The organism is Phenylobacterium aquaticum (assembly GCF_947378715.1).
GTDB lineage: Bacteria > Pseudomonadota > Alphaproteobacteria > Caulobacterales > Caulobacteraceae > Phenylobacterium > Phenylobacterium aquaticum_A.
The window spans coordinates 1-20,305 of sequence record NZ_CANCLE010000064.1; the positions used below are offsets into that span (position 1 = coordinate 1).

Consider the following 20,305-nt stretch of genomic DNA (forward strand, 5'->3'; position numbering starts at 1 on the left):
GTCGGCGCAGGCGGTCCAGGCGACAAGGCCGGCGTGGTCGCCGGCGTCGCGGGCGGGGCGTGCACGGTGGCGAGCTACGCCATAGACCACTTCAAGGTCACGCGCTTCAGCGCCGACAGCGCTCTACTCACCTACCGGGCGCAACAAGACACCAGATGCGGCGGCGCGGCCGTGCCCAGCCCGGGCTGGGCGACCTCGGTCTTCGTCAGGCGCCACGGCCGCTGGCAGAACGCGGTCTATGTCCACACCCCGATCCCGCAGCCCGCGCACGGAGGGTGAGATCGCCAGCGGGCGCTAAGGCAGATTGCATTTCCTTGACAAGAACAAAACGCGAACATATTGTTCCGCCCATCGCTCTTTCCATTTTGAATTCAATCGCTTGGCCCCATCCCGAATTCGCGGAGAGGGGCGGCGCATACGACTACAACTGTTGCCTCAAATCGGCCGACTGCGCCGGGGCGCCGCCTAAAGCTTCACCCCGCCGGCCAGGATCTTCGCGTACCCCGCCTTGGTCAGCTTCACATAGCCCTTGGTCGGGTCCTTGTAGAACAAGGGGTTCTTGATCCTGCCCGGATCGAACCCGTCGGCCACCAGGTCGAGCTTGCGGTACTTGAAGGTGCCGGTGGTCTCGATGGCCGGCAGCAGGCGCAGGAACACCGGCTGGGCGTAGGGCGGCAGTTCGCGGGCGACATGGTCCCCGAAGGCCTTCAGGTCGAAGGCCTCGTCCACGACCAGGCCGGCCATGCCGGCCTTGCCGTCGGTCTCCGGGACCTCGACGCCATAGATATTGGCCTCGGCCACGCCGGGCACGGCGCTCAAGCGCTCGGCCACCTCGCTGGTCGAGACGTTCTCGCCCTTCCAGCGGAAGGTGTCGCCGATCCGGTCGACGAAATAGAAGTAGCCGTCGATGTCGGTCTTCATCAGGTCGCCGGTGCGGAACCAGGCGTCGCCCTTCTCGAACACGTCGCGCAGGATCTTCTTGTCCGAGGCGGCCTTGTCGACATAGCCGCTGTACTCGCTGCGGGCGTCGCCGCCGATCTTGCCCAGGCATTCGCCGATCTGGCCCGGACCGCACTCCACGCAGAAGCCGCTCACCGCGCGGACCGGCGCCTCGGCCTCGACGTCGAACTGCACCAGCCGGATATTGAACCGGTTGCGCAGCCACTTCGGCGCCCGGCCGATCGCGCCGACCCGGCCGTCGAAATTGAACATCGACACATTGCCCTCGGTGGAGCCGTAGAACTCCAGCACCTCGGGAATGTGGAACCGCTGCTGCAGCTCCGCCCAGACATCGGCGCGCAGGCCGTTGCCGAAGGCCAGCCGCACCTTGTGGGCGGTGTCGGCCGCGCCGGGCGGGCCGTTGACCAGATAGCGGCCCAGCTCGCCGATATAGACGAACATGGTGCAGCCCTCGGCGGCGACCTCCTCCCAGAAGTGGCTGGCCGAGAACTTCTTGCGGATCACCGCCGAGCCGCCGTTCAGCAGGGCCGCGCCCAGGCCGCAGAGCCCGCCGGTGGCGTGATAGAGCGGCAGGGTCACATAGACCCGGTCCTTGTCGGTCGCCCCGGTCGAGCCGGCGAAGCCGCGCATATAGAGCTGGGCGCGCAGGTGGGTGATGCGCGCCGCCTTCGGCAGGCCCGTCGTGCCCGAGGTGTAGATGAAGAGGCAGGTGTCGCGGGCGGTCATGTCCTCGCGCACCGAGCGGTCCGGCGGCAGCTGGCTGCAGCTCTTCAGGGCCTGGACCAGGTCGCGCTGGTCGCCATGGGCCGCGCCCAGCACCCATTGCTGCATGTGCCGCTCGGTCTGGGACTTGACGCCCTCGAACACCGGCGAGGTCTCGGCGTCGACGATCACGTGCGAGGCGCCGGAGATGTTCAGGCAGTGGAGCAGCGGCGCCCCGGCCAGCTGGTTGTTGATCAGGGCGGTGATCACGCCGACCTTCGACAGCCCGTACCAGATGGGAAAATATTCCAGCCGGTTGGGCATGAACAGCGCCACCGTCTGGCCGCGCCTCAGGTTCAGGCTCTTGGCCCAGTGGGCGTAGCGATTGGCGATGGCGTCCATCTCGCCATAGCTGATGGTCTTGCCCTCGAAGGTCAGGGCCGGCCGGTCGCGCCAGGCGGTGACCGCAGCCTGGAGATCGTCGCACAGGAGGTTCGGGCTGTCCGGCGCGATGGTCTTCACGCGCTTGAGGGTGCGGTTGAGGCCCTTGAGGAACCTCCACTCGCGCTCCAATTGGGCCTTCAGACGCATGCACCCCTCCGACGCCCCACCTTGAGGGGGCGCGCGTCGGCGGGTCAAGCCAGGCCTTCGGCTCAATCGTCGCGGCCGCGCCTGGAGCCTGCGCGGCAAGCTGCTAGTCTGGCGACATGACCGCCCTGCCCGCCGCCATACTGTTCGATCTGGACGAGACCATCCTGTCCTTCGGCTCGCGTCGCCAGATCCTGCAGGAGGTCATCGAGCAGTTCCCGGACGCCTTCGCCGGCGTCGATCCGGCGGCGGCGTCCCAGGAGATGGAGACCGCTTTCCGCGCCTTCTGGGGCGACGAGACCCGCCACGCCATCTGGCGCCAGAACCTGGCCGCCGGCCGCGTCCTGGCGGTCCAGGAGGGCTTCGCCCGGCTGGCCGCCCGCGCGCCAGGGCTGACGGACGATTTCGCCCAGCAATTCGGAACGCGGTTCCATCACTATCGCGAGGATCAGGCCAGGTTCTTCCCCGGCGCCCTGGAGACCCTGGAGGCGCTTCACCAGGCCGGGGTGCGGCTGGCCCTGGTGACCAACGGAGCGGCGGAACCGCAGCGGGCCAAGGTCGAGCGGTTCGACCTGGCCCGCCGCTTCCACCATGTGCAGATCGAAGGCGAGGCCGGTTTCGGAAAGCCGGAGCCTCAGGCCTATCTCCACGCCATGACCGCCCTGGGCGTCGAGGCCCATCAGACCTGGATGGTCGGCGACAACCTCGAATGGGAGGTCGCCGCGCCCCAGAGGCTGGGCATCTTTTCCATCTGGCACGACCATCTCGGCGAGGGGCTGCCGCCTGGATCACCCGTCCGGCCCGATCGCATCATCCGGGCCATCGCCGAACTGAAACCCAGGACCTGAGCCAAGCGGAGCCACAATCGTGGCGGCTTTCCGGCAATATTCCGCGAGAAACTGGCGTGATATTGTTCAGTATAAGACGCAGCAATGTCGGATGAACAGCGTGATCGGACATTTTTTCTGAGCCGTCAACCCAATGCAGAATTGGGAAAGTCGCCCGTCCCATCAGTAAATCTGAACTATCGGTCGGCACGACTGCGGAACGCCGCAGGATCCAGCCCGTTACCCTTCCGAACCACATCTGGAGGGTTTGAACATGACCGCTCAATACACCGCCTTCTCGCGCCCCGCCTTCTCCGCGGCGGACTTCGAACGCGACGAGCCCGCCGCCGAGGCCGGGACCTTCGCCCCCACCCCCATCTATGCCCGTGAGGGTCGCTCCACCGCCGGCCGCCGCCTGAACCCGGCGCTCTGGGCCATCGTGCCCGTCGCCGCCCTGGCGATCGGCATCGGCGCCTATGTGATGAACACGCCTAAGGACAACCTGCTGGTCTCCACGGCCCCGCCCCCGGCCCAGTTGGCCGAGACGCCGGCGGCTCCGATCGCGGCGCCCACGGATGTCCGCAGCTTCAAGTCCGAGGCTGCGCCGTCGGCGGTCGCCAAGGCCTCGGTCGTCAAGGCCGCGCCCAGCAAGGCGGCGGCCCCCAAGGTCCGCCTGGCCGGCGCCGCGCCCAGCGTCGCCACCGCGAGCCGTGACGCCAGCGCCACGATCCCGGCCGCGCCTCAGCCCTATGCTGCGTCCGCCCAGGTCCTGGCCCCCGCGCCGGTGATCGAAGCCGCGCCGCCGCCAGCGGTCGTGACCCCGGACCCGGCCCCCGCGCCGACGCCGGAGGCGGCCACGCCGCAGGTCTGATCCAGCCCACGACAGGTCCGGGCGCTCCCCTCTCCCTGACCTGAACCTTGACGCGGCCGCCCGGGAAGCCGAGCGGCCGCTTCTTTTCGTCTGATCGGGACAGACTTCGTTAGTTGATCCATTGTCTACCTTATCGCCCGAGAACGGCGGTATCCCAGGGGCGGCGATGCGATCCATATCCGAAGCTCGGCTGGTCTGGCCGCTGACCGTCCTGGCCGCCGCCGCGACCCTGTTGCTGGTGATCAGCCTGGTGATCGGCGCCGAGGGCGTCGACAAGGCCGTCAGGATCCGGGAACAGGCCCTGGTCCAGCGCGGCATGCTGGAGCGGCTGGCCGAGTTCGAGAACGCCCTGGCCGCACAGACCGTCTGGGACGAGGCGGTCATCCACCTGGACAACCATATTGACCCGGCCTGGGCCCTGGCCCACTTGCCCGTCTATCTGAAGCCGACCATCGGCGTCTGGGACTATCTGGTCCTGGACGGACAGGACCGCCCGGTCTGGGCCTCCCAGGACGCCCGGCCCGAGCCGCCTTCCCAATGGCCGGCCTTCGCCAGCCAGGCCGCACCTGTGGTCGCCGAACTGCGCGATCTTGAAGCGACACGCCCGCCCGTCACCGGGGCCAGCGGTCAGGGTCTGCGCCCGATCATCCTCACCCGGTTCGAACCTCGGGACGGCCAGGTCTATATGTGGATGGCCAGCGTCGTTCAGCCCGACCAGGGCGCGGCGCTCCCAAAGGGCCCCCGGGCCGCGATCGTGGTGGCCGGCGGCTTCATCACCTCGGCCAATATCGCCAATCTCGGCCAGAGGTTCGGGCTCAACAAGCTGCGCTTCGCAGATAGCCTGGGCCACATCCGGCCCGGCGAGGCCTTCAGCCCGATCAAGGTCACCCGTGGCAGCCCGCCGATCTACATGGTCTGGTTGCCGCAGAGACCGGGCGAAGACCTGCTGGCCCAGTCGATCTGGATCATCCTGGCGGTGCTGCTCACCTTCCTGGCCCTGGCCGCCCTGATGTTCCACAGCGTGCGGCGGGCGGCGCGGGACATGATCACCATCCATCGGGCCCAGGCGGAATTCCTGGCCAATATGAGCCACGAGATTCGCACGCCCCTGAACGGGGTGAACGCCGTCGCCGAATCCCTGGCCCGCACCCCGCTGACCGAGGCCCAGGGCGGAATGGTCGAGATCATCCGGTCCTCCGGCGTGATGCTGGAGCGGCTGTTGTCGGACATCCTCGACCTGGCCCGGATCGACGCCGGCAAGCTGGAGATCGAACCGGCGCCCTTCCGCCTGGCCCAGACCGTGGCCACGATCGCCGACCTGATGCGCGCCAAGGCTCAAGACAAGGGACTGGAACTGCGGGTGGATCTCGACCCGGCCGCCGACGGCTGGGTGAGCGGCGACGCGACCCGCCTGAAGCAGATCCTCGCCAACCTGATTTCCAACGCCGTGAAATTCACCGACGACGGCCATGTCGAGGTGAGCGTGGCGCCCGACCTGGGCGGTGCGGCGCACAGCTGGCGCTTCACGGTCAAGGACACCGGCATCGGCTTCGACGCCAGCCAGAAGGCCCGGATATTCGGCCGGTTCGCACAAGGCGACGGCAGCGTCACCCGCCGCCATGGCGGCGCGGGCCTCGGCCTCGCGATCGCCCGCGACCTGGCTCAGAAGATGGGCGGCGGCCTCGAGGCGGACGGGGTCGCCGGGGTGGGTGCGGTGTTCAGCCTGGTCATACCCCTGCCCCCCACGATCGAAGCCGCCCCCCAGGCCCCGCCGACGTCTCCGACCGCCGCCGCCCAGGACGACGACGGACCTCCGCTGAAGGTGCTGCTCAGCGAGGACCATCCTGTGAACCGCCTGGTCATGGAGATGCTGCTGTCGCAGATCCAGGCCGAGATCTCGTCGACCGAGAACGGTCTTGTCGCGTGTGAAGCCTTCGAGGCCGCGGCGACTGCGGGCCACCCCTTCGACCTGGTGCTGATGGACATGCAGATGCCGGTCATGGATGGGCTGACCGCCATCCGCCGGATGCGCGCCTTCGAACAGGCCCTGCCGCTGCGCCGCTCCGCCATCATCATGGTCACGGCCAACGCCCTGCCCGAACACCGCGAGGCCAGCTTCGCCGCCGGCGCCGACCTGTTCATCACCAAGCCCCTGGAGAGCGCCGCCCTGTTCCAGGCCATCGAACAGGTCAGCGAACCCTCCGCCGCCTGAGCCCCCGGAGCGGCCCGGAACCCCCGATCGCAGCGCCGTCGCCGCGCTTGCAGGCGCCCGTCCTGCGATCTTGCGTCGCAACCGGGCTGCCCGAACCCAATTTTTACCCCATATGGCGAAAATGCTGGTGGGGTGAAATCAAGGAGGGCAGTGGGAAACCCATGCTCAAGTACGTGATATCGCAGAAGTCCGCCGAGCTGGGGTCCGCCGCCCTGGTGCTGGTGTCCGCCGGTCTGGCCGGTCACACCGCAGCGCTCGGCATGAATCAGGCCCAGGCCATGGGCGCCGCGACCGCCATACTGGGCTCGGTGATGGCCGCCGTCATGGTCCGCCTGTGGCCGGAGCCGGAGAAGGTTCCCGTGCGCGTGCGCAAGGACGACTGATCGCCTCAGTCTGCGCAGACGTCGAGGCCGAGCGCCGTCAGCAGCCGGTATTGCTGTTCGAAGGTGACCTTCAGGCCCTCGACGCTTCCCAGCTTCGAGAGATCCAGCCCGCTGACCTCCGCCCCGCGCAGATCGGCGCGGGCGAGCTTGGCGCCGGCGGTCAGGGCCTGGAACAGATCGGTTCCGCGCAGGTCAGCGCCCTCGAGGTCGGCCTCGCGCAGGTCGGCTTCCCGGAACGAACAGCCGGTGAAGTCGCCGCCCGGCAGGCGCAGTTCCGCCAGATCGGCCAGCTCCAGTCGGCTGCCGGCGAAACTGCCTGCCGAACGCACGACGCTTCGTCCGAAGGACCTGCCGAAATCGGCCTTCAGGAATGACGCCCCGCGCAGATTGCAGGTCTCGAACACCGCGCCATAGAGCCCGACCCGGTCGAACTTGGCGAAGCTGAGATCGCAGCGCAGGAACCGCGCCTCCTCCAGCCGGCCGAACGCGAACTGGCTGCCCTGCTGATCCTCGGACAGGGCGCAATCCTCGAACCTGGCGTCGCGCAGGTCAGCGCGGGCGAAGCGACAGCGGATCAGCCGGCAGCGCCGAAACCGCGCGCCGTCCAGGACCGCGCCGGAGACCTGGACCTCGGTCAGGGTGCAGTCGTCGAACACCGCGTCGGTCAGGTCGGCGTCGGTGAAGTCCAGGTCGGAGAGGTCGGCGCCGAGGAAAACCGCGCCCGGCGCCAACTCCACGGATCAGCCCTCGGTCTTGAGATAGATCTCGCTGCCGCCGGCCCGGAAGGTCTCGGCCATCTGGGCCATGCCGGTCGCGACGTCGTTCTGCTTGGAGGCGTTCTCGCGGATCTCGTGGCTGATCTTCATCGAGCAGAACTTCGGACCGCACATCGAGCAGAAGTGGGCGGTCTTGAACGCCTCCTTCGGCAGGCTCTCGTCGTGATATTCGCGGGCGGTCTCCGGATCGAGGCCCAGATTGAACTGGTCCTCCCAGCGGAACTCGAACCGGGCGCGGCTGAGCGCGTCGTCCCAGGCCCGGGCGGTCGGATGACCCTTGGCCAGGTCGGCGGCGTGGGCGGCGATCTTGTAGGCGATGACGCCCTGCTTGACGTCCTCGCGGTCGGGCAGGCCCAGGTGCTCCTTGGGCGTGACGTAGCAGAGCATGGCGGTGCCGAACCAGCCGATCATGGCCGCCCCGATGGCCGAGACGATGTGGTCGTAGCCCGGGCCGACATCGGTGACCAACGGGCCGAGCGTGTAGAAGGGCGCCTCGCCGCACAGCTCCAGCTGCTTTTCGACATTGTGCTTGATCTTGTGCATCGGCACGTGGCCGGGGCCCTCGATCATGGTCTGGACGCCGTGCTTCCAGGCGACCTTGGTCAGTTCGCCCAGGGTCTCCAGTTCCGCGAACTGGGCGGCGTCATTGGCGTCGGCGATCGAGCCGGGACGCAGGCCGTCGCCGAGGCTGAACGACACGTCATAGGCCCGCATGATCTCGCAGATGTCCTCGAAGTGCTCGTAGAGGAAGTTCTCCTTGTGGTGGGCCAGGCACCACTTGGCCATGATCGAGCCGCCACGGCTGACGATGCCGGTGACGCGCTTGGCGGTGAGCGGAATGTAGGGCAGCCGCACCCCGGCATGGATGGTGAAATAGTCGACGCCCTGCTCGGCCTGTTCGATCAGGGTGTCGCGGAACACCTCCCAGTTCAGGTCCTCGGCGACGCCATTGACCTTCTCCAGGGCCTGATAGATCGGCACGGTGCCGATCGGGGCCGGCGAATTGCGGATGATCCAGTCGCGGATGTTGTGGATGTTGCGGCCGGTCGACAGGTCCATGACCGTGTCCGCGCCCCAGCGCAGCGACCAGACCATCTTGTCCACCTCGTCGGCGACGGTGGAGAGCACGGCCGAATTGCCGATATTGGCGTTGATCTTGACCAGGAAATTGCGGCCGATCGCCATCGGCTCAAGCTCGGTGTGGTTGATATTGGCCGGGATGATGGCGCGGCCGCGAGCCACCTCGTCGCGAACGAATTCCGGGGTCACGAAGTCGGGGATCGAGGCGCCGAAGTCCTCGCCGTCGCGGATCGCCCCATCGTTCTCCTGGCGACGCAGGTTCTCGCGGATGGACACATATTCCATCTCTGCGGTGATGATCCCGCGCCGCGCATAGTCCAGCTGGGTGACGGCGCCGGAACCCTTGGCGCGATAGACCCGGCGGGGGGTGGAGAACTGCGGCGCCAGGTGCTCGCCCTTGGCGAAACCATTGTCCTCGGGCTTCACCTCACGGGGGTTGGCGACGATCTCGACGTCATTGCGCGACACGACCCAGGGCTCGCGGGTGCGCGGCAGTCCCTGGTCGATGTCGATCTTGATGCTCGGGTCGGTATAGGGGCCGGAGGGGTCATAGATGGTGATCGGCGGCTCATTGGCGCTGGGATGCACCGCCACCTCGCGGAACGGCACGCGGATGTCGGGCCAAAGCACGCCCGGCTGATAGACCTTGCGCGAGCCTGGACGTTCCCCGGTGGGGATGGCGTTGGCGATGGGCGTCTGGATGTTCACCGGCGTCTTCCTCAATAGCTGAGGGCCAGACACGAGCGAGGAAATGGAATCCGGGCGTCCGGGTCCCTTCCCTTCGCCGGCATGACCCGGATCAGGTTCGACGGGTCGCGGGCTTACCCGCCTCTCAGCCGCTCATGCGCGGCCCCCCGAGGACAAGGCGTTAACCTAGGCCCGATCGCGCGAGAGGGGAAGCCGCGTCAGATGGTGATCTGGGCGCCCATTTCCACCACCCGGCCCGGGGGGATGTGGAAGAAGTCGGTGGGATTGGCGGCGTTGCGGGTCAGCCAGATGAACAGGTCATTGAGCAGCTTGGGCAATTTCGAATTGGCGCCGCGCACCACGGTGCGGCGGCCGACGAAGAACGAGGTCGACATGATGTCGAAGACGATCCCGTGCTTGCGCAGGCCCGCCAGGGTCTTGGGCACATTGGGGGTCTCCATGAACCCGTAGGTCAGGGAGATGCGGGTGAAATCCTCGGAGATCTTCTCCACCGAGGCCCGCTCGAAGTCCGAGACCCGGGGCACGTCGGCGGTGCGGACGCTGACGATCAGGTTCTTCTGATGCAGCACCTTGTTGTGCTTGAGGTTGTGCAACAGCGCCCCCGGGGCGTGGTCGGGGTCGGCGGTCAGGAACACCGCGGTGCCGGCGGCGCGATAGATCGAGCGGCTGGCGCTCACCACCGGCAGGAAATCCTCGATCATCGGCGTGTCATTGGCCGCCTTGGCGGAGACCAGCTCAGAGCCGCGCACCCAGGTGGCCATCAGCACGAAGATCGCCCCGCCCAGCACCAGGGGCACGAAGCCGCCGGACAACAGCTTCAGCCCATTGGCGCCCAGGAACACGAAGTCGACGGCCAGCAGCGGCAGGATCAGGGCGAGCGCGCCGGCCAGCGGCCATTTCCAGCGATGGCGGACCACAATGAAGGCGAGCGAGGTGGTCACCGCCATGGTCCCGGTCACCGCCAGCCCATAAGCGTGGGCCAGGCTGGACGAGGTCTTGAAGATGCCGATCAGGAAGACCACGCCCACCGCCAGCATCAGATTGATCTGCGGCAGATAGATCTCGCCCGCCTGGGTCTCCGAGGTCCGCTTGACGGTCATGCGCGGCAGGAGGCCCAGTTGCATGGCCTGGTTGGTCAGGGAATAGGCCCCGGTGATCACCGCCTGGGAGGCGATGATGGTCGCCGCCGTGGCCAGCAGCACCAGCGGCGCGCGCATGGCCTCCGGCGCCATCAGGAAGAACCAGTCGGCGTTCTCGACCGGATGGCCGTGGGCGCCGGCTATGGCGTTCAGCACCATGGCGCCCTGGCCCAGATAGTTCAGCGCCAGGGCCGGCAGGACAAAGGTCAGCCAGGAGGCCTGGATCGGCCAGCGGCCGAAGTGGCCCATGTCGGCATAGAGCGCCTCGGCCCCCGTCACGGTCAGGAACACCGAGCCCAGGACGAACAGGCCGGCGACCCCGTGATGGGACAGGAACTTGGCCGCGTAATAGGGGCTGAAGGCGGCGACTACGCCGGGTTGGTCGACGATGTGCATGACGCCCAGGGTGGCGATGACCAGGAACCAGACCACGCAGATCGGGCCGAAGAACCGGCCCATGCCGCCGGTGCCCTTGAACTGCACGGAGAAGAGCGCGACCAGGATGGTGATGCTGGCGATCAGCACCACCGGCAGGGTCACATGGTCGCCAAGGGCCGGCACGCTGCGCAGCCCCTCGATCGCCGACAGCACCGAGATGGCCGGAGTGATGATGGCGTCGCCGTAGAACAGCGCCGCGCCGGTGCAGCTGAGGATGAAGATCAGGGTCGTGCGCTTGCCCAGGGCCGCCTGGGCCAGGGCGGCGAGCGACAGCACCCCGCCCTCGCCGCGATTGTCGGCCCGCATCAGGAAGATCACGTACTTGACCGTGACCACCAGGATCAGGGCCCAGAGCGCCAGCGACACCACGCCCATGACCGAGCCGGTGGTCAGGCCTGTCTCACCGGTCTGGCCCAGGGCCTCGCGGAAGGCGTAGAGCGGGCTGGTGCCGATATCGCCGAACACCACGCCGATGCTGCCGAGCGCCAGCGGCCAGAAGCGGCCATGGCCTGAGGCCTGATGCTCGGGGGACTTGGCGGCGGGCGTCGGCGGCGTCGGGGCGGTCTGATCGCCGTTCAAGTGCAGCTCTCCAGCCGGCCGTCGACCTTGCTCGGCCAGCCGCTGGGCGGCGCATACCCCCGGGGACGCGGGGCTCCAAGCGAATTCCGCCCGCGACGAGGCCCGCGCGGCCGACCGCGACGATCCGCGCGTCAGGCGCCATGGTCCGTGCTAGTCTGACGCCCAGGGAAGACGCTTCAGGGAGATCGCCGTGAAAACCATCCTCATCGCCATGGTCGGCATCGCGTTCGCCGGCCTGATGGTCGCCGCCCCCGCCCAGGCCCAGCCGTCGTCCAGCTGCTTCCGCTTGAGCGACATGGGCAATCACCGGGTGGCCGACAGCCACACCCTCTATGTCTCCATGGCCCACAACGAGATCTGGCGGTTCGAGATGACCGGCGCCTGCCTGGGCGGCGCGGGGCCTGGCGATCCCCTGGTGGTCACGCCGGCCGGGGGCGGATCGCTGATCTGCCGACCCATCGACCTGGACATCAAGGTCGCCACCCTGGGCGGCCTCAGCCCCTGCCTGCTCAACAGCATGACCCGGCTGACCCCGCAGGAAGCCGCCGCCCTGCCCCGCAAACTTCGCCCCTAACCGGGCGCCGCGAGGTCAGCATTGCCGTCGGGCCCTTCGCAGCCCATCGTCTCCCCTCTGACATGACGCCTGGGAGGGGCGAACAATGACTGTAGAACTGACGATGGCGGCCTGGGCCCTGGTCCTGGCCTTTGTGCAAATCCTGCTGTTCGATTTCGCCCGCACGGGCCAGTACGGTCTGAAGTGGAACACCAGCCCCCGCGACGCGGTCATGCCGCCGTTGACCGCCAACGCCGAGCGCCTGAAGCGGGCCCAGGACAACCTGTTCGAGACCCTGCCCCTGTTCCTGGGCGCCGTGGTCATCGCCCACCTGGCCGGAATCCATTCGTCGAACACCGTGCTCGGCGCCCAGATCTATCTGGCCGCCCGCGTGCTCTATGTGCCGCTCTATGCCTTGGGCGTGCCCCAGATCCGGTCTCTGGTCTGGATCGTCAGCATCGTCGGCCTGTTCATGGTCGCCGTGCCGGTGGTGATGGCCTCCGTCCCCCTGGGCTGAGGCTGCAAACGGGCCGGGGAGCGTGATAGGTATGAGCTCCAAGGAGTAGATCATGCCCGTCGCCAGCCCTCCCCGCGCCCGCCGCACCGCCCTGACCGGACGCGCGATATGAGCAAGATTCCGAGCAAGGTGCTGGGCGTCCTGGGCGGCATGGGCCCGGCCGCGACCCTGGATTTCCTGGGCAAGGTCCAGGCCTACACCCCGGCGGAACGCGACCAGGACCACATCCGGGTCATCGTCGACATCAATCCGCAGGTGCCGGACCGCAACGACCCCTTCGCCAAGCCCGGGCCGGTGTTGGCCGAGATGGCCGGCGCCCTGCGCGGGGCCGGGGCCGAGGTGCTGGCCATCGCCTGCAACACCGCCCACGCCTATGCCGACCTGATCAGCCGCTCGGCAGGCCTGCCGCTGATCGACATGATCGGCACGGCAGCCGCCGCCGCCCGCGACAGCGGCGCGCGCCGCGCCGGCGTGCTGGGCACCAAGCAGGCGACCAAGCTCTATCGGGAATATCTGGCCGCCCAGGGCATGAGCCTGGTGACCCTGCCGCCGGAAAGGCAGGACGAATTCATGGCCTTGCTGGGCCGCATCAAGGCGGGCGACCTCGGCCCCGAGGTGCGCGCCGGCATGGCGGGTCTGGCCCAGGTCCTGGCCGCCGAGGGCGCGGAAGCCGTGATCGCCGGCTGCACCGAGGTCCCGCTGGTGCTGTCGCCCAAGGACATCCGCCTGCCGCTCATCGACGCCGGCGACCTGCTCGCCCACCGCTGCGTCGCCGTCTGCCTGGGCCTGGAGCCGGTTCCCGTCCTGGAGATGTGACGGCTTAGAGCCGGGCCGCCTTGAAGGTGTCGCAGTCGGCGGGGTCGCCGCCCTGGGCGCCGGCCTGGAACCAGCGCATGCGCTGCTGGCTGGTCCCGTGGGTGAAGCTGTCCGGCGCCACGCGGCCTTGGGTTTCCTGTTGCAGGGTGTCGTCGCCCACCGCCGAGGCGGCGCGCAGACCATCCTCGATGTCCTTGGTGTCCAGGCTGACCTTGCCGCCAGAGACCTCTGACGCATGGGCCGCCCAGACCCCGGCATAGCAGTCGGCCTGCAGTTCCAGCCGCACCGAGCCCGAGGTCGCGCCGCGCGCGCCCAGCCGTTCCGCGCGCTGGGTCTGGCCGGTCAGCTTCTGGACGTGGTGGCCGATCTCGTGGGCGATGACATAGGCTCGCGCCGCCTCGCCGCCGGCGCCAAACCGCCCGGAGAGCTCCTGCCAGAAGGCCAGGTCCAGATAGACCTTCTCGTCGCTCGGGCAATAGAACGGCCCCATGGCCGACTGGCCGAGGCCGCAGCCCGTGCCGGTCGACTGGTCATAGAGCACGACGGCGGCCGGGCGCTGATAGATCCGGCCCCGGGCCTTGAATTCCTGCGACCATACCGCCGTGGTCGACTGTTCGATGACGTCCACGAACTGGGCGTCCAGGTCCTTGGGCGTGCCGTGAAAGCCTTCCTGGGACTGTTCCTGGCCGGCCTGGTCCTTGACCGCGTTCAGGGTGGTGGCGGGGTCGATCCCGAACACGAAATAGCCGATCGCCGCCAGGACGATCCCACCGACGCCAACGCCGCCGGCCGCGATCGGGCCCAGGCCTCGCCGGTCCTCGATATTGCCGCCCCGATCACCGTCCTGCCAACGCATGCTTGCTCCCTCTCAGCCGCGGCGGAACCCGCGCGTCTCTCGCAGCAGAATATAGACCCCGCTGGCCGCCACCACGAGGGCGCCGACCAGGGTCAGAGCGCGCGGCGTCTCCCCCCAGACGAAGAAGCCGATCAGGCTCGCCCAGACCAGCTGGGTGTAGTCGAAGGGCGCGACGACCGCGACCGGCGCCCGGCGCAGGGCTTCGGTCAGGAACAGCTGCCCGGTCCCGCCGATCAGGCCCGCCGCGATCAGCAGGGCGAGGGTCATCGGATCGGGCATGATCCAGCCGAACGGCGCGCTGGCCAGGCCCAGCACCGCGCCGGCCAGGGTGAAATAGAAGACGATGGTTGGCCCCTGCTCGGTGCGGCCGATCTCGCGGATGGCGATCATCGCCCCGGCTGCGCCCATGGCCCCGACCAGGGCCAGGACCGTGCCGGCCACGGCCATGTGGGCCGGATCGGGGTGGACCATGATCAGCACGCCGATGAAGCCCACCGCCACCGCCGCCCAGCGATGAACCCCCACCGGCTCCTTCAGGATCAGGGCCGAGAGCGCGGTCATGAACAGCGGCGAGGAGAAGGCGATCGAGGTCGACAGGGTGAGCGGCAGGCGGGCCACCGCCATGAAGCCGCAGACCATGCCCACCAGGCCCACCGTCGAGCGGGCCAGGTGCCCCAGCGGGCGCTGGGTCTTCAGCACCTGGAAGCCGCTGGTGCGGGCGACATAGATCAGCACCGGAACAAAGGCGAAGGCGTTGCGGAAGAAGATCACCTCCAGCACCGGCACGCCCTTGCCGGAACACCACTTCACCAGGGCCGAGAGGCTGGCCATGCAGACCATGGCGCAGACCCGCAGGGCGATGCCGGCGCTGTTGCGCTGGATGGCCGCGTGATCGGCGGGGGTGTTGATGGACAAGGGCGGAACTCCGGGAGCGGCCCCTCGCCATAGGGCGCCGGGGCCGCCAAGGCCACCCTGCGGGCCAAGAGTGCGAGCACCGCAACTCCAGGGCGCGAGGCGCCCGCCAAGGTCTCGCGGCATAAGGTCGCGAAGCCCTGCGGAAGCCATTCATTAACCATCACGCAACCCCCAGGGCGCGAAGGCTGGAACCTTCACCCTAGGACGAGGGCGCGATGAAATCCGGTTCCATCAACAGCAGGATCATGGCTGCGGGCGCAGCCGTGCTGATCCTCGGCGTGGCTTCCGCCGGCACGGGCTTCGGGGTGGCCTGGCGGCTGAGCCACGGCCTGGCGGCCAGCACAGACGCCGCCACCGCCCTGCGCAACCATATGGAAGCCGACATGATGCATGACGCCCTGCACGCTGACGTGCTGGCGGCGATCATGTCCTCCGACCCGGCCAACGGCCTGTCGATCGCCGATGTGAAGACCGACGTCGCCGCCCACGCCAAGCAGTTCCAGGACAGCTTGCAGGCCAACCGCAGCCTGATCACCGACCCGGCCGCCAAGGCCGCCCTGGCCGAGCTCGACGCGCCGCTGGCCACCTATATCAGCTCGGCCCAGGCCATCGTCGACCAGGCGGCCGGCGATCCGGCCGGCGCGCGCGGCCAACTGGCCAGCTTCAAGCAGCAGTTCGACGTGCTGGAAGGCGCCATGGAAAAGGCCGGCGACACCATCGACGCCGGCTCCCGCGCCACCTCCGGCCAGGCCATCGGCGCCGGCAAGTTCGCCCAGGTCCTGATGCTGGGCGTGCTGGCGGCCATGGTCGTCTTCGCCATCGGCCTGATCATGGTCGCGCGGCGCACCCTGGTGACCCCGATCGTCGATGTGACCAACGCCCTGTCGCGCCTGGCCGCCGGCGACCTTGACGTGGTCCCGCCCCACACCGGGCGTGGCGACGAGATCGGCTCCATGGCCCGCGCCCTGCACGCCTTCAAGGCGGCCATGGCCGGCCGCCAGAGCGAGGCCGAGGCCGCCGAACAGCGCCGCCAGCTCGAGGTCGAGCGCGCCCATGCCGAGGAGATCCGCCAGCGCGCCGAAGCCGAGCAGGTGATGGTCATGACCGGGGTCAGCAACGCCCTCGAGCACTTGGCCAAGGGCGACCTGACCTATCGCTTCGACGAGAGGATCCCGGACTCCTATCGGAAGCTGCAGACCGACTTCAACGAAGCCATTGGCACGCTGGAGGAGACCATGCAGGTGATCCTCGCCCATGCCGAGGGCATCCGCTCAGGCGCCGGCGAGATCAGCCATGCCTCCGACGACCTGTCCAAGCGCACCGAACGTCAGGCCGCCACCCTGGAAGAGACCGCCGCCGCCGTCGAAGAGATCACCGCCACCGTCAAGAAGGCCGCCGAGGGCGCCCGCTCGGCCCACACGGCCGTGGCCGACACCAAGGTCGACGCCGAGCGCGGCGGGGCCGTGGCCCACCAGGCCATCTCCGCCATGAGCGAGATCGAGGCTTCCTCCAGCCAGATCGGCGAGATCATCGGCGTCATCGACGAGATCGCCTTCCAGACCAACCTCTTGGCGCTCAACGCCGGGGTCGAGGCGGCCCGGGCCGGGGACGCCGGCAAGGGCTTCGCCGTCGTCGCCTCCGAGGTCCGGGCGCTCGCCCAGCGATCGGCGGAAGCCGCCAAGGAGATCAAGGGCCTGGTCGAGCTGTCGAGCCGCAATGTGGCGACCGGGGTCAATCTGGTCGGCCAGACCGGCGACGCGCTCAGCCTGATCGTCGGCAAGGTGGCGGACATCAACCATCTGGTCAGTCAGATCGCCGCCTCTTCCCAGGAACAGTCCCTGGCCTTGGGCGAGGTCAATCTGGCGGTCAATGAGATGGACCAGGTGACCCAGCAGAACGCCGCCATGGTCGAGCAATCCACCGCCGCCAGCCATTCCCTCGCCAAGGACGCCACCGACCTGTCGCAACTGGTCGGCCGCTTCAGGATCAGCGAGCCCTCACGCCAGCGCCGCGCCGCCTAGGGGCCGGAACCTAGGCGGGGTCGACCGGCACGCCGAGCTCAATCATCTGGGCCAGATAGGCCTGGGTCGCCTCGGCCAGTTCGATGACCCCCTGGATCAGGCTGGGCCGGGCCACGACGCTGGCCGGAATGATCAGGGCGCCGCTGGCGCTGCGCTCAGCCCAGCCCTGCTCCACCAGCCTGATCCCATAGCGGCGGGTGGTCTCGTAGGGCAGGTTCAGGCCCTTGGCGACCGCATAGACACTGACCGGGCGCCGCACCTCATCCGGCGGAATGGCGGCCAGGCCGACATAGGCGGACCGAGCCTCGGCGTCGTGGGCGAGATGGCCGAGATTGCCGCGACCGATGGCCAGGAACACCAGGGCGCTGAGGGCGTCCTGCTCCAGTCCTCGGCCCAGCACCGCCAGATTGTCGAGGAAGAAGCCGATCGACAGGCGCACCGCCTGGCGGCGGACATCGCGGCTCGGCGTGACGTGCGGACCCGCCGCCACGACGCCCAAACGGTTGGCGTCGCTGACGAAGGCGCGGACCAGCCCCCAGTTCTCCGCCACCGCCTGGATCTGGCCCGGGGCGCCATAGACGCTGCGCGGAATGGTCAGGCCCTCTGGTCCCATCTCGACCACGCCGCTGTTGCGCAGCTTGCGGGCATGGCGGCGGACGGTCTCGTAGGGGATGCCGAGCTCGCGGGCGACCGCATAGACGCTGACCGCCCGGCGCAGGTCGTCGGGCGGCACGGCCTCAAGGGCGGCGAAGTCCCGCACCCCGACGCCATCCTCGACAAGTTCGCGAACGTTGGCGCGACTGATGGTCAGGAACGTCAGGGCCGTGATCAGATCACTGTTGACCGTCTCGGCGATCAGACTGGCGGTATTCAGGAAGTGATGCGAGGCGAGCCGGGCAAGCTGGCGGCGTTGATCGACATTGAAACTGGCATTGGGGGGTTCGAACATCGCCGCCTCACACTTCAACTTTCGCCGCACTCATTGGGCCAGGGCGCCTGTTAAGAATAAGCCATAGACCGGGAAAAGGCTGCCCTTAAGCCTGCCCTCCAGCTACAATTGACGTCACGACACCCTTCTCCCCGCAGGTTTGTCGCCTCGGAGCCCGCCATGACAACGCTGTCGCGCCATTATCCGTCCCCGGGCGCCAAGTGCGCCGACCTCGTCGTCCATATTGCGGGCCTGGCCTTCGCAGTGATCGGCGGCGCGATTCTGCTGGCCTTGTCGGTCAAGCTGGGCGGCCTGGGCGAGACCGCGGCGGTGGGGGTCTACACCGTCGGCATGGTCGCCATGCTGGCCCTGTCGACCGCCTATAACTTCGCCAAGGCGCCCTATCGGCCGCTGCTGCGCCGGTTCGACCACGCGGGCATCTTCCTGATGATCGCCGGCTCCTACACCCCGTTCACCACCCAGAACCTGCACGGCGCCTGGGCGATCGGCATGACCACGGCGGTCTGGTCCGTGGCGTTGCTGGGGGTGGCGGGCAAGCTGTTCCTGCCGGGCCTGGGCCGCCGCTTCTGGGTGGCGATCTATCTGGCCCTGGGCTGGCTGGTGCTGGTGGCGATCAAGCCGATGATCGAGGGCCTGTCCTGGGAAGCCCTGCTGCTGCTGGCCCTGGGCGGCGCGATCTATTCGACCGGCGCGGTGTTCTACCTGATCCAGAAGCTGAAGTTCCGCCGCGCCATCTGGCACGGCCACGTGGTCGGCGGCGCGGTGCTGCAATATGTGGCGGTGCTGGTCGGGGTGGTGCTGGCGCAGCCGCACTAACGAGGTTTCACGCCAACCTTTCCGTGGTGCCCCAGGCCGGACTCGAACCAGCACGCCTCTCGGCAATAGATTTTGAGTCTACCGCGTCTACCATTTCGCCACTGGGGCCAGCGGGGGAAAGTCCCCGTCGCTTAGGGGCTTGGCCGGCTTTGCGCAATACAGAACCGCTGCGTCCCTGGCCGGCGACGGGTGGGACCTTGATCGGGGTCAAGGCGCCGGACCGTCCCGGCACGTTCAATGCAGTGCGGCGAACTGAGCTCTCGACGCCGATCGGGGCGAATGATAATCGTTCGCAATAGGGGCGCGTCACGAGGAAGGCCCGGATGAACAGTCTGTCGATCGATCGCACGGCGATTGCGGAGCCCGCCCAAGGCGCGCTCGTGCGTCTGAGCGAGGCCCAGCCCGGCGACCGTGGCGTCATCGTCCAGGTCCGCGCCGACCTGGCCATCACCGAACACGGGGTCGACCGCGAGGAATTGCAGCGCCGCCTGCTGGAGTTCGGCTTCGTGGAAGGGGCCCGGATCGAGTTGATCCACGAGGGCCTGTTCGGCCACGATCCCATCGCCGTGCGGCTCGACGACATGCGCGTGGCCCTGCGCCGCCGCGACGCCGACGAGGTGCTGTTCGCCCTGGATGCGCCCACGGCATGACCGACGCCGTCATGACCCCGGCGCGGGTGGCGCTGGTGGGAAATCCCAATTCCGGCAAGACCGCCCTGTTCAACGCCCTGACCGGCAGCCGCCAGAAGGTGGCCAACTATGCCGGCGTCACGGTGGAGCGGAAGGAGGGCGTGGTCGTCACGCCCAAGGGCCGCAGCCTGTTCATCCTTGACCTGCCCGGCACCTATTCCCTGCGCGCCCGCAGCCCCGACGAGGCCGTCACCCGTGACGCGGTGCTGGGCCAGCTGGCCGGAGAGACCCCGCCCGACGTCATCGTCTGCGTGGCCGACGCCACCAATCTGCGCCTGGTGCTGCGCCTGATCCTGGAACTGCGCCAGGTCGGCCGTCCCCTGGTCCTGGCGCTGAACATGTATGACATCGCCCAGCGCCAGGGCCTGCGCATCGACCTCGAGGGCCTGAGCCGCGAGCTCGGCGCGCCGATCGTCACCACCGTCGCCACCCGCAAGCGTGGGATCGAGGACCTGGTCGCCCAGATCGACGCCGCGACTCTGACGGCTGCCAAGACCGACGAAAATCACTGGTCTACCCCCGACGCCGGCCAGATCCGCGACGCCCACCGCGAGGCCCAGCGGATCATGAAGGCCTATGTCCGGCCGCCTGAGCATCCCGACACCCTGACCGGCAAGATCGATGGCGTCCTGCTGCATCCGGTCGCCGGCCTGGCGATCCTGCTGACCCTGCTGTTCGTGATGTTCCAGGCGGTGTTCACCTGGGCGACGCCGATCATGGACCTGATCGATGGCGGCTTCACCGGACTCGGCGGCCTGGTGGCCCAGGTCATGCCCGACGGCATGCTGCGCAGCCTGATCGTCGACGGGGTGATCGCCGGGGTCGGCAGCGTGCTGGTCTTCCTGCCGCAGATTCTGATCCTGTTCCTGTTCATCATCATGCTGGAGGATTCCGGCTACATGGCGCGCGC

At 68.4% G+C, this 20,305-nt stretch carries 19 protein-coding genes, 1 tRNA gene and 1 riboswitch; of the genes, 12 read left to right on the forward strand and 8 right to left on the reverse strand.

Annotation, left to right across the window (positions count from 1 at the left end):
- A partial coding sequence (locus tag Q7P21_RS10370; RefSeq protein ID WP_304177031.1) for a nuclear transport factor 2 family protein occupies window positions 1-279 on the forward strand: 279 nt, incomplete at its 5' end.
- 186 nt (window positions 280-465) lie between these two features.
- On the opposite strand, the gene Q7P21_RS10375 is transcribed toward Q7P21_RS10370, so the two are convergent.
- Window positions 466-2,253 (reverse strand): long-chain-acyl-CoA synthetase, encoded by a 1,788-nt coding sequence (locus Q7P21_RS10375; RefSeq protein ID WP_304172312.1) that lies wholly within the window; start codon window positions 2,251-2,253, stop codon window positions 466-468.
- A 116-nt stretch (window positions 2,254-2,369) separates the two neighbouring features.
- Between Q7P21_RS10375 and Q7P21_RS10380 the strand changes: the two genes are divergently transcribed.
- The 4 genes from Q7P21_RS10380 (at window position 2,370) to Q7P21_RS10395 (ending at window position 6,543) form a co-directional block, all read left to right on the forward strand.
- A complete protein-coding gene (locus Q7P21_RS10380) occupies window positions 2,370-3,098 on the forward strand; it encodes an HAD family hydrolase (protein WP_304177032.1) in 729 nt (242 codons plus the stop codon).
- A 253-nt stretch (window positions 3,099-3,351) separates the two neighbouring features.
- Window positions 3,352-3,948: a hypothetical protein gene (locus Q7P21_RS10385; protein WP_304177034.1), complete on the forward strand. Its 597-nt coding sequence runs from the start codon at window positions 3,352-3,354 to the stop codon at window positions 3,946-3,948.
- Between the two features lie 166 nt (window positions 3,949-4,114).
- The gene (locus Q7P21_RS10390; protein ID WP_304177036.1) at window positions 4,115-6,160 is read left to right on the forward strand and encodes an ATP-binding protein; all 2,046 of its coding nucleotides are present in this window, start codon (window positions 4,115-4,117) and stop codon (window positions 6,158-6,160) included.
- Between the two features lie 161 nt (window positions 6,161-6,321).
- The gene (locus tag Q7P21_RS10395) at window positions 6,322-6,543 is read left to right on the forward strand and encodes a hypothetical protein (RefSeq protein WP_304172297.1); all 222 of its coding nucleotides are present in this window, start codon (window positions 6,322-6,324) and stop codon (window positions 6,541-6,543) included.
- Between the two features lie 5 nt (window positions 6,544-6,548).
- Here the strand turns inward: Q7P21_RS10395 and Q7P21_RS10400 are convergent, their stop codons facing one another.
- The 3 genes from Q7P21_RS10400 to Q7P21_RS10410 all read right to left on the reverse strand — a co-directional run bounded on the left by Q7P21_RS10400 (window position 6,549) and on the right by Q7P21_RS10410 (window position 11,263).
- On the reverse strand, window positions 6,549-7,280 hold the full coding sequence (locus Q7P21_RS10400) for a pentapeptide repeat-containing protein (RefSeq protein ID WP_304177038.1): 732 nt from the start codon (window positions 7,278-7,280) through the stop codon (window positions 6,549-6,551).
- 3 nt (window positions 7,281-7,283) lie between these two features.
- Window positions 7,284-9,107, reverse strand: a complete 1,824-nt coding sequence (gene thiC, locus Q7P21_RS10405; protein ID WP_304165307.1) for a phosphomethylpyrimidine synthase ThiC — start codon at window positions 9,105-9,107, stop codon at window positions 7,284-7,286.
- 51 nt (window positions 9,108-9,158) lie between these two features.
- Window positions 9,159-9,266, reverse strand: a riboswitch (TPP riboswitch).
- A gap of 38 nt (window positions 9,267-9,304) precedes the next feature.
- Window positions 9,305-11,263, reverse strand: coding sequence for a potassium transporter Kup (locus Q7P21_RS10410; RefSeq protein WP_304165309.1), 1,959 nt, complete (start codon window positions 11,261-11,263; stop codon window positions 9,305-9,307).
- A gap of 190 nt (window positions 11,264-11,453) precedes the next feature.
- On the opposite strand from Q7P21_RS10410, the gene Q7P21_RS10415 reads away from it, so the two are divergent.
- The 3 genes from Q7P21_RS10415 (at window position 11,454) to Q7P21_RS10425 (ending at window position 13,149) form a co-directional block, all read left to right on the forward strand.
- Window positions 11,454-11,837 carry a hypothetical protein gene (locus Q7P21_RS10415; protein WP_304177039.1) on the forward strand — a complete coding sequence of 128 codons (384 nt, stop codon included), beginning with the start codon at window positions 11,454-11,456 and terminating at the stop codon, window positions 11,835-11,837.
- Window positions 11,838-11,922: 85 nt separating this feature from the next.
- On the forward strand, window positions 11,923-12,333 hold the full coding sequence (locus tag Q7P21_RS10420) for an MAPEG family protein (protein WP_304165313.1): 411 nt from the start codon (window positions 11,923-11,925) through the stop codon (window positions 12,331-12,333).
- 108 nt (window positions 12,334-12,441) lie between these two features.
- Window positions 12,442-13,149, forward strand: a complete 708-nt coding sequence (locus Q7P21_RS10425) for an aspartate/glutamate racemase family protein (protein ID WP_304165315.1) — start codon at window positions 12,442-12,444, stop codon at window positions 13,147-13,149.
- A gap of 4 nt (window positions 13,150-13,153) precedes the next feature.
- Here Q7P21_RS10425 and Q7P21_RS10430 read toward each other — a convergent pair whose 3' ends face one another.
- Window positions 13,154-14,005, reverse strand: coding sequence for a neutral zinc metallopeptidase (locus Q7P21_RS10430; RefSeq protein ID WP_304177041.1), 852 nt, complete (start codon window positions 14,003-14,005; stop codon window positions 13,154-13,156).
- Window positions 14,006-14,017: 12 nt separating this feature from the next.
- Entirely contained in the window at window positions 14,018-14,920 is a 903-nt protein-coding gene (locus Q7P21_RS10435; RefSeq protein WP_304165320.1) for a DMT family transporter, read from the reverse strand.
- 215 nt (window positions 14,921-15,135) lie between these two features.
- Between Q7P21_RS10435 and Q7P21_RS10440 the strand changes: the two genes are divergently transcribed.
- A complete protein-coding gene (locus Q7P21_RS10440; protein WP_304165322.1) occupies window positions 15,136-16,941 on the forward strand; it encodes a methyl-accepting chemotaxis protein in 1,806 nt (601 codons plus the stop codon).
- Window positions 16,942-16,951: 10 nt separating this feature from the next.
- Here the strand turns inward: Q7P21_RS10440 and Q7P21_RS10445 are convergent, their stop codons facing one another.
- Window positions 16,952-17,890: a helix-turn-helix domain-containing protein gene (locus Q7P21_RS10445; RefSeq protein WP_304177043.1), complete on the reverse strand. Its 939-nt coding sequence runs from the start codon at window positions 17,888-17,890 to the stop codon at window positions 16,952-16,954.
- A gap of 159 nt (window positions 17,891-18,049) precedes the next feature.
- On the opposite strand from Q7P21_RS10445, the gene Q7P21_RS10450 reads away from it, so the two are divergent.
- Window positions 18,050-18,706 carry a hemolysin III family protein gene (locus Q7P21_RS10450; RefSeq protein ID WP_304165325.1) on the forward strand — a complete coding sequence of 219 codons (657 nt, stop codon included), beginning with the start codon at window positions 18,050-18,052 and terminating at the stop codon, window positions 18,704-18,706.
- A gap of 24 nt (window positions 18,707-18,730) precedes the next feature.
- On the opposite strand, the gene Q7P21_RS10455 is transcribed toward Q7P21_RS10450, so the two are convergent.
- A tRNA-Leu gene (locus Q7P21_RS10455) sits at window positions 18,731-18,814 on the reverse strand.
- A gap of 215 nt (window positions 18,815-19,029) precedes the next feature.
- On the opposite strand from Q7P21_RS10455, the gene Q7P21_RS10460 reads away from it, so the two are divergent.
- The gene (locus Q7P21_RS10460; protein ID WP_304177045.1) at window positions 19,030-19,356 is read left to right on the forward strand and encodes a FeoA family protein; all 327 of its coding nucleotides are present in this window, start codon (window positions 19,030-19,032) and stop codon (window positions 19,354-19,356) included.
- The coding region (locus Q7P21_RS10465) for a ferrous iron transporter B (protein WP_304177047.1) at window positions 19,353-20,305 on the forward strand (953 nt) is incomplete at its 3' end. The genes Q7P21_RS10460 and Q7P21_RS10465, both read left to right, overlap by 4 nt.